This is a genomic window from Flavobacterium laiguense (assembly GCF_003097655.1).
GTDB classification, from domain to species: Bacteria; Bacteroidota; Bacteroidia; order Flavobacteriales; family Flavobacteriaceae; genus Flavobacterium; species Flavobacterium laiguense.
The window spans coordinates 157,886-176,997 of the sequence record NZ_QCZH01000005.1; the positions used below are offsets into that span (position 1 = coordinate 157,886).

Below are 19,112 nucleotides of genomic sequence, written 5' to 3' on the forward strand. Positions count from 1 at the left end.
GGGAATGAAAAATGAATTTAACGATAATTATAAATAACACGAAAGTATAATGAAAGGAATAATACTAGCTGGAGGATCCGGTACTCGATTACATCCGTTAACGCTTGCGATGAGTAAGCAAATGATGCCGGTTTATGACAAACCGATGATTTATTATCCGTTATCGACTTTGATGATGGCAGGGATCAATGAGATATTAATTATTTCGACTCCGCATGATTTGCCTAATTTCAAGAAATTATTGGGAGATGGATCAGCTATAGGTTGTCAATTCAGTTATGCCGAGCAGGCGATTCCAAATGGTTTGGCGCAAGCTTTTGTTATAGGGGAAGAGTTTATAGGGTCAGATAGTGTAGCTCTGGTTTTAGGGGATAATATTTTCTTTGGAGCCAATATGCATGAACTCTTACAATCGAATACGAAACCGGAAGGTGGCGTCGTATTTGCTTATCACGTTTCGGATCCGGAACGCTATGGAGTGGTAGAGTTTGATAAAAACCTAAAGGCGCTTTCTATCGAGGAGAAACCAGTAGAACCTAAATCAAATTATGCGGTTCCAGGATTGTATTTTTATGACAATTCGGTGGTAGAGATTGCCAAGAATATCAAACCAAGTGCCAGAGGTGAATATGAAATTACCGATGTGAATAAAGTGTACCTAGAAAAAGGTGCTCTTAAAGTTGGGATTTTGAGCCGAGGTACGGCATGGTTGGATACGGGTACTTTTAACAGTTTGATGCAAGCGGGACAATTTGTTCAGGTTTTGGAAGAACGTCAAGGATTAAAAGTAGGTTGTATTGAAGAAATTGCGTGGAGACAAGGTTTTATAACCGAACAACAATTAAGGGATTTGGCAGAACCTTTGAAAAAATCAGGGTATGGAGAATATCTTTTGGGGCTTTTGAAACACAAACTGTAGTTTTTTTGGTTGTGAGTTATAAGTCAGTCAATAACAGGAAACAGACAACCGACAACAGAAAACAAAAAAAAGACGACAGAAATTTGAAGCCAACTCTAAAAAGATTTTTTGATGTTGTATTTTCTCTACTAATGCTAGTTTTGTTCTTCTGGATCATACTCATCGTTTGGTTTATGGCTGTTATTGACACCCGTACCAATGGGATTTTTACCCAGGAACGCATTGGACAATATGAGAAACGATTCAGGATTTATAAATTACGGACCATTCAAAGGATTCATGACTCAGGTGAATTCGAAATATCAAGAATAGGGCGAACCCTTCGGAACCTTAAATTAGACGAGTTGCCTCAGTTGTTTAATGTTTTGAAAGGAGAGATGAGCATTGTAGGGGCAAGACCTGATATTGCAGGATATTATGATTTGTTGGAGGGAGAGAATCGAAAAGTTCTGGAGTTAAAACCTGGGATAACCAGTTTGGCGTCTTTAAAATATTATAATGAAGACAAATTGTTAAAAAGGCAAGACTCGCCTTTAGTATACAATGATCGTGTGATTTTCCCGGATAAGGTGCAACTGAATTTAGAGTATTATTACCATCAAAGTTTCTGCGGAGATTTAAAGATTATTTTTAAAACTATTGGTTTTCTATTTTTTAAAAGACCTGTTTGATGAGTAATTTTTTTTGTTTAAAATTAGGTAATCCGACATCAACTGTAGTCTTAAAGCGGGAGAAAAAATTTAGCCACAAATTTAAAGAAAGTGGTTTGGACTTTGACACCCGAGTGAAACGAACGGATGAAGTAAAGAATTGCTAACTGGGACAATCCTTCTCAATGGAACGCGGATGATACGGATTGGCTAAAGCCAAGACGCAGAAAAAAACGGATTTTGAAATGAGTTAGACAGAATTATGCAAATTATTTTTAATTCAAAAGGATAATTCTTGGCGATAAAAATAAAGCCCATACAATTCCTGATAGAACAATTAGTATAATAACTTTGAAAGAAAAAGGATGGTTTGTTGCATTATAAAATGGGAATTTATTTTAAAACCGTTTTTCACTACTTTTTATTAAAATAATTTGCCTGTAAATTTTAATTCTACTTTGTTAATTGAATTCTACATAGATTTTAATTTGTATTTTTGCCGTTTCGACTTAATTTTATTGAAAAAGTAAACCTTATAAAACATGGATAACGACTCCTTTATTTCTGGATTTTTTTCAAGAGCCAATTTGAAATTAAGCATTCATAATTTAAGCTATCTTCCGAGATGGATTATTGTTATGATTGATTTTTCGGTCTTGATAGTCTCCTTTTTTTTTACGCTTCTTATCTTTAGGGGAACAGGTTTAAAATACATCATTACCCCTCACGATGTGTTATTCGTATTTTCTTTTTTTAGTGTAAATATTTTCTTTTTTTGGTTGTTTAGAACGTATTCGGGAATTATAAGGCATTCTTCTTATATCGATGCAGTCAAACTTTTGTTTTCCCAAATGTCGGTTTTGATTGTATTTCTCTTTTTTAATTTTGCGTACGAGCTATTGTATGATGAAAGAGCTTTTTTGACCACAGCCCTTTTTATAAATGTTGTGCTTTCTTTCTGTGGATTGTTTTTGTATCGCGTAGTAGTGAAGCAAACATTCGAGCTTTATTTCTCTGAAAAGAGCTCCACTAAATTGATACGAGCCATAATTTACGGGACGGATGCCAATGCGATATCGGTAGCCAATGCCTTAAAATTTGAGACACCCAGTCGGTTTAAAATTGTTGGATTTGTTGACAGGAACAATCAAAATGCGTCCAAAAGGATGTTGGATTTACCCATACTGGTTCAAAAGAAAAAATTGCCTTCCCTAATGCGTACTGTAGGTGCCGAGGCCGTCATTATAGCGGATAAGAGTTTAGGAAAAGAAGAACAATTGATCATTGTGGATCAATGTTTGGAGTTTAACTACAGAGTCTATACGGTTCCTTTGATTACCGACTGGGAAAACCAGAAGGAGATTTCCCAAAAGGTAAAGAACATTCAAATTGAAGATTTACTGGAAAGGAAACCGATTGTTTTAGACAACAAATCGATTTCTAAACAATTAAAGGATAGAACGGTTCTAATATCGGGTGCAGCAGGGTCTATAGGAAGCGAGATTGTGAGGCAGGTATTGAGTTTTAATCCAAAAAAAGTGATCATTCTGGATCAAGCCGAAACGCCTTTGCATCATTTGAGCCTTGAACTGGAAAAAAACAACTATACTGCCAAAATTCACAATGTCATTGCCGATGTTAGGAATTTTGAGGCCATGTCTAAAGTGTTTAAATTGTACAAACCTCAGGTTGTTTTTCATGCAGCGGCTTATAAACATGTCCCCTTGATGGAGGAAAATCCATCGCAGGCCATTTTGACCAATATTGAAGGAACAAAAAATCTAGCCGATTTAGCCTGTGAATACAATGTGAAGAAATTTGTGATGGTCTCTACAGACAAAGCGGTAAATCCGAGCAATGTAATGGGAGCCAGCAAAAGAATAGCCGAGAAATATGTGCAGTCTTTGCAAATTAAAAACTCAAAGGAGGACAAAGCAAATGCCACAAAATTTATCACTACCCGTTTTGGAAATGTTTTAGGATCTAATGGATCGGTGGTGCCTTTGTTTACCAAGCAAATTGCCGCAGGTGGGCCTGTTACCATTACCCATCCTGATATTATTCGCTATTTCATGACCATTCCAGAAGCCTGTCAGTTGGTTCTAGAAGCTGGTGCTATGGGGAATGGAGGAGAGATTTATATTTTTGATATGGGTAAACCGGTTAAGATTATTGATTTGGCCAAAAAGATGATTAAATTGGCTGGCTTTATTCCGGATAAAGATATTAAGATTGAAATTGTTGGTTTGCGTCCTGGAGAAAAGTTGTATGAAGAGTTACTGAATGATACTTCAAAAACGATTCCAACGCATCATGAAAAAATAATGATTGCAGAAGAAATTCAAGATGAATATGAAAAATTACATAGCGAAATAAATGAATTGATAGGAATTGCCAATTTCTTTAGCAATGATGATATAGTCGCAAAAATGAAAACAATTGTTCCGGAGTTTATAAGTATGAATTCTACTTTTGAAGTTTTGGATAAATAACAATAATCGAAATAATTTATTAAAAGGTTTACAATTTTTTTTGTAAACCTTTTTTTTTGTTCAAGACTTTTTTTTGAAATTGTTAAACCCAGAATCCGCATTAGAATAATAGCGCTTTGCTTTGGAATCTATAAATTGCCCACAGAAGTCACGGATTCTGCTGATTCTCACAGATCTTCATTTTTTATAAGCACATTTAAATCGGCTATAAAAAATCCGTGTAGATCCGTTTGATCGGTAAAATCGGTGGGCTATTGCGGGAATCTAGATTAAAATGAAATATTTGCGTTTAGAACAAAAAAACACACCCCCCGCCCCCTCTCAAGAGGGGAATTCGATCCTGCCAGCATTTAACTTTAGTTGTTTTTTAAGTAAATAACTCGATTAATTTATTTGAATTTTAAAGAATAAGTGCAATTGCTTCTCCAGATCGCTGTCGCCCAAGTAGTGGCCAACTTTTTTCGTATAATTTATCGGCATCCAAACAGTTGAGGGTAGCCCACCGTTATTTTATTAAACTCCCCGAACTGACGAGCAATCTTTTTAATTATTTTAAAGTCATAAAATAAATATGTTGTATATTTAAGGAATTAAAAGTTTCCTTTACTATCTTAATTTCAGCCTTTAGACTAAAATTATGAATACAACGAATACTTCAAATACTCCTTGGTTGTTTGAGATAACACCGAAAAATAAATTTTTGTCACTTCATCTAAAAGAAGTATGGCAATATCGTGATTTACTCTTTCTTTTTGTAAAAAGAGACATTGTTACGGTTTATAAACAAACGGTACTGGGGCCATTGTGGTATCTGATTCAGCCGTTGTTTACGGCTGTTACTTTTACCATCATTTTTAATAATCTGGCAGGAATAGCTACAGGGACGGTACCTCCGTTTTTATTCAATCTGGCAGGAATTACCGTTTGGAATTATTTTACGGCCTGTCTCAATGGAACCTCGGATACGTTTAGGAACAATGCGAGTATTTTCGGGAAGGTCTATTTTCCCAGAGTCATAGTGCCCATTTCGATAGTGATCTCCAATTTATTGAAGTTTGGAATTCAATGTGGCATATTTATCGTTTTTTATCTTTTTTATTATTTTCAGGGGGCGGCAATTGGTTTGAATCCTTCGATAGTATTTTTTCCTTTACTTATCTTATTTATGGGTATCTTAGGGTTAGGATTTGGAATGCTGATCTCCTCATTGGTTACAAAATATAGGGATTTTAATCATTTGATAGGCTTTGGTGTGCAGTTGCTGATGTATCTCTCGGCGGTGATGTATCCGATGGCTTTGCTTAAAGAAAAACTCCCGTCTTATGGTTGGTTGGTGCAATACAACCCGCTGGCGTATGTTATAGAAACCACCCGATATATGTTGCTTAGTGTTGGGCAAATATCTCTTTTGGGACTTGGATACACTTTTTTGGTAACGGTACTAGTTTTTTTTGTGGGGCTCTTAATTTTTAATAAGACGGAGAAGAGTTTTATTGATACGGTTTAGTCAGTTATGAGTTATGGGTTATGGGTTATGGGATTTGTGATGTGAGTTATAGGTTTTGAGTTTTAGTTATAAAATAATAAAAGTTGAAATTGTTATGAGTGATTTTAAAAGTTATAAAGATTTAGATATTTACACAATAAGTATGGATTTGTTTTTAGCATTGCATCCAAAAACTTTAAAACTCCCTAAATATGAATTGTATGAGTTGGGAAGTCAGCTTAGGCGTTCTTCGGATAGTGTTGTTTCTAATATTGTAGAAGGATATGGACGAAGAAAATATAAAGCAGATTTTATTCGGTTTTTGGTTTTTTCTCATTCTAGTTGTTTAGAAACCATTAGCCATATTTATAAATTAACCGTATTATACCCAGATTTTAAAGCCGATTTTGAGCCTTTTATTCAGGCTCATGAGAATTTAGGAGGTAAGATTTTTAATTTTATGAGTTATGTAGAAAAGAATTGGAAATAGATATAGTTTTGAGATTTGGGTTATGGGTTATGGGTTTGAATGATAGGTGTTAAACCGTAACTCACACACCTCAGAACCCAAACCCCACAACTCACAATAAAAAATGAAAGACATTATATTAAAAGTCGAAAACATCTCGAAACAATACCGCTTAGGTCAAGTAGGTACCGGGACATTGAGTCATGACTTGAACCGCTGGTGGCATCAAATTTGGGGGAAGGAAGATCCGTATTTGAGAATAGGCGAAACAAATGATCGCAGTACCAAAGGGACAAGTGATTATGTGTGGGCGTTACAAGACATAAATTTTGAAGTGGAACGTGGTGAGGTTTTGGGAATTATTGGTAAGAACGGAGCAGGAAAATCGACTTTGTTGAAAATATTGTCCAAGGTTACGGCCCCCACTACCGGAAGCATAAAATCACGGGGACGAATTGCTTCCCTGCTTGAAGTGGGAACCGGATTCAACCCAGAGCTGACCGGTAAAGAAAATATTTTCTTGAATGGGGCGATTCTAGGAATGACCAAAAAAGAAATTACTGCCAAGCTCGACGAGATTATAGATTTCTCAGGATGTGAACGTTATATAGACACACCCGTAAAACGATACAGTAGCGGTATGACGGTGCGTTTGGCCTTTGCTGTTGCAGCCTTTCTTGAGCCAGAGATATTGGTTATTGATGAGGTGCTGGCCGTGGGCGATGCCGAGTTTCAGAAAAAAGCCATTGGCAAAATGCAGGATATTTCTAAAGGTGAAGGGCGGACGGTGTTGTTTGTGAGTCATAATATGGCGGCGGTGAAGAGTTTATGTACTAGGGGGATTGTTTTGGAGAATGGGAAGGTGGCATTGAATTCTGATATAAGTGAAGTAATAAGTTTTTATCAAAATATGAATTCTAGCATAAATTTTTATAAAACTGAATTCGTACAAAAAGATATTTATATTGAAAAGGTAGAGTTTGAAAGAGGAATTTCAGCATTCTACTCAGAAGAGGATATTCAGGTTAATTTTGTTTTGAGATATAATGTGGAATTTGAAAAAAATAAATTTTTGATGGTGAGAATTTTTGATGATTTAGATCAGGCATTATTTAGTTCGGAAATTGAATTGAAAAGAGACAAAAGTCTGTATAATTTGGTAATACCTAAATTTACTTTAGTAAAGGGGTTTTATAAATTGAATTGTATAGTTTATCATCCAGCAATAACACAGTATGATGTCATTGATTCATGTTGTAATTTTTCTATAATTAATAATAGACCTGATTTTTCTCATCTAGAGACATTTGATATTGGGAAGGTATATAGTCAAACAAAATGGATATGATTAAAAAAATAGTTAAAAAGTTAAAAGTGAAATTTTTTTCAAAACCACAAAAGATTATAACCTATTTTTTTACAAAAGATTTTTTTTTGGGTAAAAAATATTTAATAGGAGATTTTACTTACGGTTGTCCGAATGTGATTTTTGAAAATAATGATGCTAATTTATGTATTGGGAAGTTTTGCTCAATAGCGGAACATGTCACTATTTTTTTGGGAGGAAATCATCGAACAGATTGGGTTAGTACATACCCATTTAATGTTCTAAATGATTATTTTCCAGACGCTTCTAGTATAAAAGGACATCCCGCAACTAAAGGTGATGTAGTTATAGGTAACGATGTTTGGATAGGAAGAGGAGCGGTAATCATGTCCGGGGTGAAAATTGGTAATGGTGCTGTAGTAGCAGCTTATGCATTAGTGACAAATGATATTGGTGATTATGAAATTTGGGGAGGGAATCCTGCAAAACTACTTAAAAAAAGATTTGATGAAGAAACAATTTCAAAGCTTCAAAAGTTAAAATGGTGGGATTGGGAAATTAAAGAAATAATTGAAAATGTTGAACATTTATGTTCAAATAATATTGATAATCTTAAGTCATTTGAAATATGAGAAGTCTGTATGAAAAAATTAAATTCAGATATGATTTGGGAAACAGCTTGTTGAATGATCCTTTTTATAAAGATGGAGTTCAAAAAAGTTTTTTAGAAATTAATAAGTTTCCATTAAGATTTGAGGTTATTAATTATATTTTAAAATTTCTTGATAAAGAAACAAACTATTTAGAAATAGGAGTTCGTTATCCTGAGGCAAATTTTGATAAGATTATTTCTGAAAATAAATATAGTGTTGATCCAGGGAGTGAAAATGTTCTGAATCCTGTAGATTTTAAAGTCACAAGTGATGATTTTTTTAACCAATTAAGAACGGGAATTATATTGAAAGAAGGAATTAAATTTGATGTCATTTTTATAGATGGATTGCACTTAGCAGATCAAGTCGAAAGGGATGTAATTAATTCATTAGAGTTTTTAAATGAGGACGGTTTTATAGTGCTTCATGATTGTAATCCACCAACAGCTTTTCATGCCAGTGAAAATTATTTTTATCGGATGTCTCCTTCAGGAGGTAACTGGAATGGAACCACTTGGAAGGCATTCTTTAAATTTAGACAGTTAAATGGTTTGTTTTCTTGTTGTGTAGATTCAGATTGGGGGATTGGAATTATTTCAAAAAGACTAAATTTAGGAACACCTTCACAAGTCAAAAATCCTTATTTTGAATATAATTTGTTCGATGAAAATAGAAAGGAAAGTTTAAACTTGATTTCGTATGAAGAATTTAAGACAAAATTGAATACATTCAAAAATTAAAACTAAAATGCTAGCCATCATAATCCCATATTATAAGCTTACTTTTTTTGATGCTACTTTACAGTCGTTGGCGAATCAAACCAATCAAAAATTCAAAGTATATATAGGCGATGATGCAAGTCCAGAGAATCCAACCGATTTATTAGAAAAGTATAAAGGGAAGTTTGATTTTTTACACCACAGATTTGATAAAAATTTAGGTAGGACTTCATTAATAAAGCAATGGGAACGATGTATTGCTCTTTCAGGAAATGAGGAATGGATTATGATTTTGGGTGATGATGATGTTTTGGATGATAATGTGGTTGAGTCTTTTTATAGTCATTTTAGAGAATTCAATGGGCTAAGTAATGTTGTGCGATTCGCAACTGTTGAATTAAATGAGAAAGATCATTCTATTTCAAACATATATGTGCATCCCAGATTAGAAAAGGGCTTAAATTTTTTTATCAGAAAATTGAAATGGGAGACAAGAAGTTCTTTGTCTGAATATGTTTTTAAAAGACAGGCCTACTTGAAACATCATTTCAAAGAGTATTTTTCTGGCTTTTATAGCGATGATATGGCTTGGATTGACTTTTCTGAAGATAAACCTATTTATACTATAAATGAGTCTGTTGTTACCATACGAATCTCGGATATTAGTCTATCTGGAATTGCGGATAGAGATATTGTAAAACAAGCGGAATATTTGTATTTGAATTTTTTTTATGACAATAAGTTGTCTTGTTTGTCAAAGACTAACAGATTGTTTGTCTTAAAAAAAATCGAGTTTTATCATTATTTTAGTCATACTGCCAATTTTAAGGCTTGGTTTCATTTATATATAAAGTATTGGAGTAATTTTGATATTAAAGAATTGTATAGATTTCACAAAAGGATATTAATAGAACTGTTAAAGAGTTAATTAGAAAAAGATAAACCATGAAAAAAATACTTTTTATTATTCATGAAGCATCAGCAACAGGTGCTCCCATTATGATTAATAATTTATTAGAAAGCTCTTATTCAAAAAAATATAAGTGTTTTGTTTTATGTATTTATGGAGGTAAGATTGAGAATAATTTAAAAGCAAATTCAGAGCTGGCAATATTATATGATAAGAGAATAAAGCATTCTGTTTGCGATAAATTGATTAATAAGTTTATAAAACCCAAGCATGATTTTTTGAAAAAATTAAATCAAGGTTTTTTTGATTTAGTATATCTTAACAGTTTGGCGACATTAACTAGATTACCATCGCTGGATTTTTTAAATAAGAATAAAGCTTTATTGCATATACATGAAGGACCAGTTCTTATCGAAAACCTGAATGTAGAGAAATTATTAAGTTCTACTATTAAAAAATTTTCAAAAATAATTTTTGTTTCCGATTTTGTTAAAAAGGCAATTGTTTCAAAATACGAAATCATTATAGAAAAATCACAAGTTATTCCACCTGTAAATCGTGATTTGCAGAATTTTAAGTCAGACATTACTCTTTTGGATATACCTGAAAATTCTTTTGTAGTATGTTCTTCAGGCTCAATAAACTATACGAAAGGAGTTGATGTTTTTTTGCAAATAGCCAAAAACGTTGTCAATCAAGCTAAATTGGATAGGCCTATTTATTTTGTTTGGGTGGGTAGAGATGGTGATGCTGAAATAAGGAATCATTTATTTCACGACATTATAAAAATGCGATTAGATTGTAATGTAATGATTATACCAAATACGGATAATGTTATTCATTATTTTAGTGAATCGGATGTGTTTTTGTTATCCTCGAGAGAAGAATCTTTTTCGATGGTTGCAATGGAAAATGCGATGTTAGGAAATCCCGTAGTTTGTTTTGATGATGGCAACGGAACTAATGAATTTATAAATGATGAAAATGGATATGTAGTTCCTTATTTAGACATTCAAGCTGCCAGTAATGCTATTTTGGAGCTGTATAATGACGTTGAGTTATTAAAGAAAAAATCAGTTGCAATAAAAAAAATGTCACTTGAATATTCAGGAGATGGTATGGCAAAACGTATTTTTAATCTAATTGATCAGGTTATATATGGATAAGAATAACTTGAGAATTTTAACCATCATAGCGACTTATAACGGGAGTAGATGGATTCGAAAATGTATTGATTCTATTCAATCTTCAAATAAAGTAACGGATGTTTTTGTAATTGATAACGCAAGTAATGATGATACTGTTTTTGTTCTAAAAAGTTATCCTAACATTATTCTCCATGAGAATAAAGATAATTTAGGTTTTGGTCAAGCCAATAATATTGGAATGCGATACGCCTTGGAAAACAACTATGATTATGTTTTTTTATTGAACCAAGATGCTTGGGTCGAGAATGATACTTTAAGTACATTGATAAGCATTTCTATTTCAAACAAAGAATATGGGATTCTTTCGCCTTTACATTATTATTCAGATCAGAAATCTTTGGAATACAATTTTAGTGTTCAATTATCTCCGTGGTTTTGTAAAGATATTATGTCTGATTATGTGACTAAAAATCAGAAAGAGATGAAAGATATTTATCCATTAAATTTTGTTAATGCTGCAGCTTGGCTAATTCCTAAAAAAACACTTGAAATTGTTGGTGGTTTTGACCCTTTATTTTTTCAGTATGGTGAAGATAATAATTACTGTCATCGTGTTAAATATCATGGTTTTAAAATAGGTGTTGTGCCGTCTACTAAAATTTATCATGATTGTTTGGATGCAAATAATAATAAAGAACAAAACGTTGAAGAACAATTAAGGAAATTTGAGTTGGACACTAAAACGAATTTTGCCAATATCAATACAGATGTAAATAAAATAAAAATAGTAGAATTTGCATTTAATAAATTTATTCTCTGTTTGTTTTTTGTTTTTCGTTTAAAAATAGCAGATGCCAGGTTTCATTTTTTAGCCTTCAGAGTTGTGTTTGAAAATTGTAGCAGAATAATTGAAAGCAGGAATAAGAATTTTATTTCAAGGCCCAATTATTTGTCAAATTAGAATTTGGTACTGAGTCCTATAAAAAAACTGACGAAATAGATGATAACTATTCTGTATCCATACCGTAATCGAGAATTAAGTCGCATAAAGCGTTCACTTGATTCTTTGGCACAACAAAAACAACAAAATTTTAGTGTTGTATTTGTAGATTATGGTTCTGAAGAAAATTTAGCTTATGAAATAAAAAAACTTATAGATCAATATAGTTTTGCTTCTTATGAATATCTTTTTACAAGACAGCAGCCTTGGAGTAAGAGTAAGGCATTAAATTATGGTATTAAAAATCTTAGTTCTGAATACTGTTTTACAGCAGATGTTGATATAATTTTTCATCCACAATTCACGGAAATATTAGAAAAACACCTGAACACCAGTAAGGTCATCTATTTTAAAGTTGGTTTTTTAACAGAAGAAGAGAGCATGAAATTAATTGACTTTGAGGAATATAAGATAAGTTTTCTAACTAATGAAGAAGCAACAGGAATGACTCTTTTTCCAGTGGAAAAACTTAAATTAATTAATGGATTTGATGAGTTTTTTCATTTTTGGGGAGCCGAGGATACAGATATTCACAATCGTTTGAGAAATTTGGGGTGTAAGGTTCAATTTTATGATCAAAATACATTATTGCTTCATCAATGGCATCCCAATTACAGAAAGAGAGAAACAATACGATTAAACAAGGAGCTTCAATTAAAAGGAGCTGTTGAACTCAATCATAAGCATATTAAATACAATTTCGAAAAAGGAATTACGAAAGTAAATTCGAAAGCGTGGGGATGTATCATGAATAAGACGGATTATGAAACGTTGTTAAATTTGCATTTAAGGGAAATGTCAAACGAAGTCAGTGTCATTAATCACTTTCTATTCGTAGCCTTAAGTGATGGAAATACATCTGTAATAAGTGTAAGAATAATTAAAAACCCCGTTGAAAAGACACTAAAGTATAAAATTAAAAAATTACTGGGGAAAAAGGTCCCTGAATTTTATTCCATAAAGGAAATTAATGATAAATTGTTGCTTCATATTGTTGCTTACCAACATCACTTACCTTATGTATATTCAATAAGCGAGGACTTTTCAAGTATAGATTTTAAGATGATAAGAAAATAATTTTCGATGGATATCAATACTAAAACCAAAGTAATTCTGCTCTCTCAAGTTTCATTGCCTTTCTCTGGAATTGGCAGTTGGACTACGTTATATAAAAACTATTTACAAGGAGACCATCAAATAGATTTTATAGTTTGTGAAATTCCTGATCAGCGGTTTAATGGAGTTGGTTACAGTATAGTGTCTAGTAATTGGTCAACTAAGATTAGAAAAAAGTGGAATAAGAATCCGTACTTAGGGTATTTGGAAGCTCTGGGTAAAATCTTAAAACCAGATGAAAAATACATCATTCAAATCGTGGATAATTTTGGAATAGTAAACCCGCTTTTAGTTTTTTTGGAGTCCAAAGGGTTGCGTTCCAATTGCTATTTACAGTTTTTTTATCATGGATTTCCTCCCTTTTATGAAAATTTCCATGGACGTTGGTTTTTTGAAGCCATAGACGAAATGGTTGTATTGACATATGATTCTTATTTGGCACATAAAAATTATTATACAGTTTTGCCCACTCGTTTTTCGGTATTGCATAATGGTATTGACACTGCGACATTTTTTTTGCTTTCGCCAAAAGAAAAAGAGACACTAAAACAAAGCAAAAATGTTTTGGATAAAAAAGTTTTTATATGGTGCTCCCAAGATCGTCCGAAAAAGGGACTCCATCTTTTGCTGAATGCCTGGAAAAGTGTCTTTGAAGCAAGACAGGATATAGTATTGTGGGTAATTGGTTGTGAATCTAAATTTCCTCAGGATGGAGTCGAGTATTTAGGACGAATTCCCAATAAAGAATTGGCTACTTATTTTCAAGCTGCCGATTGCTATTTGTTTCCCACTCTTTGCCATGAGGGATTTGGTATGAGTTTGATAGAGGCTTTACATTGTGGTAATTACTGCATTGCTTCTGCCATAGGAGGCGTTCCAGATGTGTTGCAATATGGGAAATTAGGAAAATTGATTGAAAATCCTCATTTTGTTTCAGCTTGGGAAGAGGCTATTTTGGAATTTTTGGACACTCCATTAGTGTTTGAACCAATTTCACCAAATTTATACTCTACTGAAAGTTGGAATAAGGGAATGAATAACCTAATAGAAAATGCCAAGTTTAAAGTTTTGCAATGATTTAATAACCAACAGAAAAGTTTGATGTCAAGAATATGAATTTTAAAAAAGAGATAAAGAATAGAATTCAAAGGGAGATGCTTAAGAAAGGATTTAAAATAAATAATGTATTTTATTTTAATTATCTAGAGAGCATTCTTTATCAGTATGTTCTGAAATATAAAAACATTAATTTTATACAAATAGGCGCAAATGATGGAAAGCGATTTGATCCGATTCATGAATTCATAAAATATAATAAAGCTAATATTACAGGATATGTTGTCGAACCGGTAAGGGATTATTTTATGGAGTTATGTAATACCTATAAAGATTATCCCAATATTAAACCGTTAAATTTTGCAATTCATAATAATTTATCTGAAGCTGTAATTTATAAAGTAGCAAAAGAGTTTGAATCAATAGTTCCAGAATTTGCTTTGGGAATAGCTTCATTTGATCAAGATCATCATAGGAGGACAAATATTCCATCAGAATTTTTGTTTGAAGAAAAGGTGCAGTGTATGTCTCTTAGTGGTTTAGTTAGTGGTTATAATATTTTGAATGTTAGTCTTTTAGTTTTGGATACAGAGGGTTATGATTATAACATTTTAACTAATATTGACTTTGATGTAATCTCACCTTCAATTATTCATTTTGAGCATGGTATAAAGTCAGGGACAATTAGTATAAATCAGTTTAATGAATTAAAGAAGTTGTTTCATGATAATGATTATCAATTATTTGTTGACAAAACAGATGTAACAGCGGTAAAAACTTTACTGTTCTATGAATAAATATAAAAACATAGCTATAATTCCTGCCCGTGGTGGATCCAAACGTATCCCAGAGAAAAACATTCAGTTATTTGGAGGATTACCCTTATTGGTACATTCGATACAATATGCAGCAGCGAATAGTGAAATCATAGATGCCATCTATGTTTCTACAGATGATCCAACTATCAAAGCAACGGCATTGGCTTATGGAGCCAAAGTAATTGATAGACCAGCATCTCTTTCGGGAGATTTGGAACCTACGATTACGGCATTAAAACACGTTTTAGAATCTATTGAAGTTGTTGTGGAAAATGTAATTTTACTGCAACCCACGAATCCATTACGTCCTCAAAATTTGTTGAAAGAAGCTTTTGAAATGTATCAAAAAGAGAATTATGATAGTTTGTTTACAGTCACGAGAAATCATCAGAAATTTGGAAAAATAGACGATAATAAATTCATTCCGTACAATTATGCAATTGGGCAACGCAGCCAAGATTTAGAGCCTCTATATTCTGAAAATGGATTATTGTATATTACAAAAGCATCGTTGATTTTGCAGAATGTCATTATCTCAGAAAATGCCTTTCCTCTCGAAGTAAATCATGTTTTTTCCAATGTTGACATTGATACAAAAGATGATATGGAATACGCAGAATATCTTTATCAAAAACTCATAACTCATAACTCGTAACTCATTTTATGAACCCATATATAGAAATAGCAGGGCGAAAAATTGGGCTCGATTATCCCCCCTTAGTCATTGCCGAAATTGGGATTAATCATGAAGGCTCTTTACAAGTGGCCAAAGAAATGATAGACGCAGCCCATAGAGCAGGAGTTGAGGTAATTAAACACCAAACCCATATTGTCGAAGATGAAATGTCTGGAGCTGCCAAAAAAGTTATTCCAGGGAATTCCGATGTTTCCATATATGAAATCATGGAACGATGTTCGTTGAATGAAGTAGATGAATTGGAATTAAAAAAGTATGTGGAAAGTAAAGGGATGATTTTTATTTCGACTCCGTTCTCTCGCGCCGCAGCCGAGCGATTGAAAAATTTTGATATTCCGGCTTATAAAATTGGTTCGGGCGAATGTAATAATTATCCGCTGTTAGAACATATTGCTTCGTTTGGGAAACCTGTTATTTTGAGTACGGGAATGAATACCATTGAAAGTATTCGCAAAGCAGTAGCTATTTTTGATAGTCATAAAGTCCCTGTAGTTTTATTGCATACGACTAATTTATATCCAACACCAACTCATTTGGTTCGTTTGGGGGCCATGACTCAAATGCATGAAGCTTTTCCGGATAAAGTGTTTGGTTTGAGCGATCATACTTTGAATAATAATGCTTGTTTGGGAGCAGTGGCTTTGGGAGCCAGTATTTTGGAACGTCATTTTACAGACCGCATGCAGCGTACAGGGCCAGATATCGTATGTAGTATGGATGAACAAACCACCAAAGAATTGATTACAAGTTCTAATGAGATTTGGCAAATGCGAGGAGGAGTCAAAGCGCCAACCCAAGAAGAACAAGTGACTATTGATTTTGCTTTTGCCACGGTTTGTGCTATCGCCGATATAAAAAAAGGGGAGGTATTTACTAAAGAAAATATTTGGGTGAAACGCCCGGGAACGGGAAAGATTCTGGCGGAACATTTTGATGTCGTATTAGGAAAAAGAGCCACTAGGGATATTGTAAATGATGAGCAGATTAGTTGGGAGGATGTTGATTAATTCTTGCTGATTAACCCTTTCAGTCCCGATAGTTATCGGGATAAACTCTGAAAGGGTTGGTTGACTAAAAAGAAAAAATAAATGAAAAAAATAGTATTCCTAACGGGTACACGTGCCGATTTTGGTAAAATAAAATCATTGATTTCGATTTTGGAGCTACAACCCGAATTTGAAGTTTTTGTGGCGGTAACCGGTATGCATTTACAGGAAGAATATGGCTACACGGTATTAGAAATACAACGTTGTGGGTATAAAAATATCCATACTTTTCATAATCATACCCATGAAACCACCATGGATCTGACATTGGCCAAAACCATCGAAGGGCTCTCCAGTTATGTAAAAAAAGTAGAACCGGATTTGATTCTCGTGCATGGAGATCGGGTAGAAACTTTGGCGGGAGCCATTGTGGGTTCTTTGAATAATATTTTGGTGGCCCACATCGAGGGTGGCGAAATATCGGGAACTGTAGATGAATTGATTCGCCATAGTGTCAGTAAATTGAGCCATATTCATTTTGTTTCGAATGCCAAAGCTGCCAAGCGATTGGAACAGATGGGTGAGATAAATGAATCTGTTTTTACCATTGGTTCACCTGATATTGACGTTATGTTTTCGGATAAACTTCCAGATTTAGCTGATGCTAAAGAATATTATCAATTGTTTTTTGAAACCTACGCTATAGTCATGTTTCATCCTGTTACCACAGAAATAAACGAAATGGAGCAGTACGCTACCCACTTTGTCAATGCATTGCTGGCAGATACACATAATTACATTGTTGTATTTCCCAATAATGATTTGGGAAGTAAAACGATTTTGAAAACCTACGAACGATTAGTAGGTAATCCCCGATTCCGGATTTTTCCATCATTGCGATTTGAATATTTTTTGGTATTATTGAAAAATTGCCAATTCATAATTGGGAATAGCAGTGCAGGAATACGGGAAGCTCCTTATTACGGGATTCCCATTATCAATATCGGTTCCCGACAGCAAAATAGAGCAGTGCATGCTGATATTATACATGTAGATTATAATGAAAAGAATATCACAGAAGCCTTGACAACTATCGATTCGCGCCAAGTGAATCAAACTGTTGTCGATTTTGGGCAAGGCAATAGCGCTGAATTATTTTTGGAATGCCTTCAAAAAGGGGAGTTTTGGAAAATGAATCATCAGAAACAGTTTAGAGACAGATAATGCAAAATAATAAAATACTCATCCTTCTACCCGACGGAATCGGTCTACGTAATTTTGCGTATTCTGATTTTCAGGCTATTGGGGCCCAAGAAAATTTTGATGTTGTTTTTTGGAACAATACTCCATTTGATTTAACCGAATTGGGGTTTAAAGAAATAAAGATTCAAAACTCCAAATCGCATCCGCTTACGGAAACCTATAAGAATGTCCGTAAACAAATAGAATTAAATCTCTTTATTCGAAGAACCAAAGACCGAGTTTATGACACCTATCGGTTTCCTTTTTTATATGCAACGACTCCAAGAGCGATAAAGAGTTTTGTTACACAACTACTATCATTTACCCATTCTTCAAAGTATGGATTAAAACGCATTCGGGAAAAAATTAAACAAGAGGAACGCAAAACGTTGTATTACCATCAATGTTTAGAAACACTGCAAAAAGAAAATCCTGCGATGGTTTTTTGCACCAATCAACGCCCGATGACTGCAATTGCACCATTGTTGGCTGCACAAGAGTTAGGAATTCCTACCGCAACCTTCATTTTTTCTTGGGATAATTTGGCTAAGGCTACCATGGTGATAGAAACGGACCATTATTTTGTGTGGAGTGATTTAATGAAAAAGGAATTACTTTTTTACTATCCGTATATTAAAGAATCACAGGTTTTTGTGACTGGGACTCCACAATTCGAATCCCATTTTGATAAAAACAAGTTGCTTTCACGAGCGGATTTTTTTGAGCAAAATGCTTTAGATGTGAATAAAAAATACATTTGCTATTCGGGAGACGATGTAACGACTTGTCCCGATGATCCAAAATACCTTGAGGATGTTGCTATTGCCATTCGAGAATTAAACAAAAATGGACATTCATTGGGAATTGTTTTTCGGCGTTGTCCCGTTGATTTTTCGAATCGATATGACAAAGTGCTCAATGATTATCAGGATGTAATCACTCCAATTGCCCCGCTTTGGAAAAAAATAGGGGAAGGTTGGAATACTGTTTTGCCCACTCAAGCCGATGTTGATTTGCAAATGAATACGATAGCGCATACGGAACTAGTGGTCAATCTAGGGTCATCCATGGTTTTTGATTATGTGGCCCATCATAAAGCCTGTGCTTTTATCAATTATGATGTTGTCCATAAAAAAAATACAGATTGGTCCGTAAAAAAAATATACAATTACGTTCATTTTCGCTCCATGCCGAATACCGAAACCGTTTTTTGGATCAATAGTCCAGATGCAATTGCAACAATGATTAAGGAAGGAATAGCAACTAAACCTTCGGTTATAAAAGCTGCACAGCAATGGTTTGAAATCATTAATCAGCATCCTGCACAAGAAGCTTCAAGACGTATTTGGGAAGGAATTAAAATCATCATTTCTAAGGAATAATCCTTTTCTTTGCATCTTACAATTACAATACAATTTTTTAAA

The 19,112-nt window shown here is 33.7% G+C and carries 18 protein-coding genes; all 18 read left to right on the forward strand.

Features of this window, described 5'->3' with window-relative positions; translation table 11 throughout:
- Positions 1–49 precede the first annotated feature (49 nt).
- The 18 genes from rfbA to DB891_RS07195 all read left to right on the forward strand — a co-directional run bounded on the left by rfbA (position 50) and on the right by DB891_RS07195 (position 19,070).
- On the forward strand, positions 50–919 hold the full coding sequence (gene rfbA, locus DB891_RS07110) for a glucose-1-phosphate thymidylyltransferase RfbA (RefSeq protein WP_116761986.1): 870 nt from the start codon (positions 50–52) through the stop codon (positions 917–919).
- A gap of 83 nt (positions 920–1,002) precedes the next feature.
- Positions 1,003–1,590, forward strand: coding sequence for a sugar transferase (locus DB891_RS07115; protein ID WP_116762108.1), 588 nt, complete (start codon positions 1,003–1,005; stop codon positions 1,588–1,590).
- Between the two features lie 521 nt (positions 1,591–2,111).
- A complete protein-coding gene (locus DB891_RS07120; protein WP_116761988.1) occupies positions 2,112–4,061 on the forward strand; it encodes a nucleoside-diphosphate sugar epimerase/dehydratase in 1,950 nt (649 codons plus the stop codon).
- A 637-nt stretch (positions 4,062–4,698) separates the two neighbouring features.
- The gene (locus DB891_RS07125) at positions 4,699–5,568 is read left to right on the forward strand and encodes an ABC transporter permease (protein ID WP_116761990.1); all 870 of its coding nucleotides are present in this window, start codon (positions 4,699–4,701) and stop codon (positions 5,566–5,568) included.
- 94 nt (positions 5,569–5,662) lie between these two features.
- Entirely contained in the window at positions 5,663–6,037 is a 375-nt protein-coding gene (locus tag DB891_RS07130; protein WP_116761992.1) for a four helix bundle protein, read from the forward strand.
- A gap of 103 nt (positions 6,038–6,140) precedes the next feature.
- Positions 6,141–7,364, forward strand: coding sequence for an ABC transporter ATP-binding protein (locus tag DB891_RS07135; protein ID WP_116761994.1), 1,224 nt, complete (start codon positions 6,141–6,143; stop codon positions 7,362–7,364).
- Positions 7,361–7,975: a CatB-related O-acetyltransferase gene (locus tag DB891_RS07140; RefSeq protein WP_116762110.1), complete on the forward strand. Its 615-nt coding sequence runs from the start codon at positions 7,361–7,363 to the stop codon at positions 7,973–7,975. Before DB891_RS07135 ends, DB891_RS07140 begins: the two co-directional genes overlap by 4 nt.
- Positions 7,972–8,736, forward strand: a complete 765-nt coding sequence (locus DB891_RS07145) for a class I SAM-dependent methyltransferase (RefSeq protein ID WP_116761996.1) — start codon at positions 7,972–7,974, stop codon at positions 8,734–8,736. Before DB891_RS07140 ends, DB891_RS07145 begins: the two co-directional genes overlap by 4 nt.
- 7 nt (positions 8,737–8,743) lie before the next feature.
- Entirely contained in the window at positions 8,744–9,643 is a 900-nt protein-coding gene (locus DB891_RS07150) for a glycosyltransferase (RefSeq protein WP_116761998.1), read from the forward strand.
- Between the two features lie 17 nt (positions 9,644–9,660).
- Positions 9,661–10,791 (forward strand): glycosyltransferase family 4 protein, encoded by a 1,131-nt coding sequence (locus tag DB891_RS07155; RefSeq protein ID WP_116762000.1) that lies wholly within the window; start codon positions 9,661–9,663, stop codon positions 10,789–10,791.
- Entirely contained in the window at positions 10,784–11,734 is a 951-nt protein-coding gene (locus DB891_RS07160; protein ID WP_116762002.1) for a glycosyltransferase family 2 protein, read from the forward strand. Before DB891_RS07155 ends, DB891_RS07160 begins: the two co-directional genes overlap by 8 nt.
- Positions 11,735–11,773: 39 nt before the next feature.
- Complete coding sequence (locus tag DB891_RS07165; protein WP_116762004.1) at positions 11,774–12,850, forward strand: glycosyltransferase family 2 protein; 1,077 nt, start codon at positions 11,774–11,776, stop codon at positions 12,848–12,850.
- A 6-nt stretch (positions 12,851–12,856) separates the two neighbouring features.
- A complete protein-coding gene (locus DB891_RS07170) occupies positions 12,857–13,966 on the forward strand; it encodes a glycosyltransferase family 4 protein (protein ID WP_116762007.1) in 1,110 nt (369 codons plus the stop codon).
- A 35-nt stretch (positions 13,967–14,001) separates the two neighbouring features.
- Positions 14,002–14,742: an FkbM family methyltransferase gene (locus DB891_RS07175; RefSeq protein WP_116762009.1), complete on the forward strand. Its 741-nt coding sequence runs from the start codon at positions 14,002–14,004 to the stop codon at positions 14,740–14,742.
- Positions 14,735–15,418 carry an acylneuraminate cytidylyltransferase family protein gene (locus tag DB891_RS07180; RefSeq protein ID WP_116762011.1) on the forward strand — a complete coding sequence of 228 codons (684 nt, stop codon included), beginning with the start codon at positions 14,735–14,737 and terminating at the stop codon, positions 15,416–15,418. Before DB891_RS07175 ends, DB891_RS07180 begins: the two co-directional genes overlap by 8 nt.
- Before the next feature lie 8 nt (positions 15,419–15,426).
- Positions 15,427–16,467: an N-acetylneuraminate synthase gene (gene neuB / locus DB891_RS07185; RefSeq protein WP_116762013.1), complete on the forward strand. Its 1,041-nt coding sequence runs from the start codon at positions 15,427–15,429 to the stop codon at positions 16,465–16,467.
- Between the two features lie 81 nt (positions 16,468–16,548).
- A complete protein-coding gene (gene neuC, locus DB891_RS07190) occupies positions 16,549–17,670 on the forward strand; it encodes a UDP-N-acetylglucosamine 2-epimerase (RefSeq protein WP_116762015.1) in 1,122 nt (373 codons plus the stop codon).
- On the forward strand, positions 17,670–19,070 hold the full coding sequence (locus tag DB891_RS07195) for a glycosyltransferase family protein (RefSeq protein ID WP_116762017.1): 1,401 nt from the start codon (positions 17,670–17,672) through the stop codon (positions 19,068–19,070). Before neuC ends, DB891_RS07195 begins: the two co-directional genes overlap by 1 nt.
- The last annotated feature ends 42 nt before the right edge of the window (positions 19,071–19,112 follow it).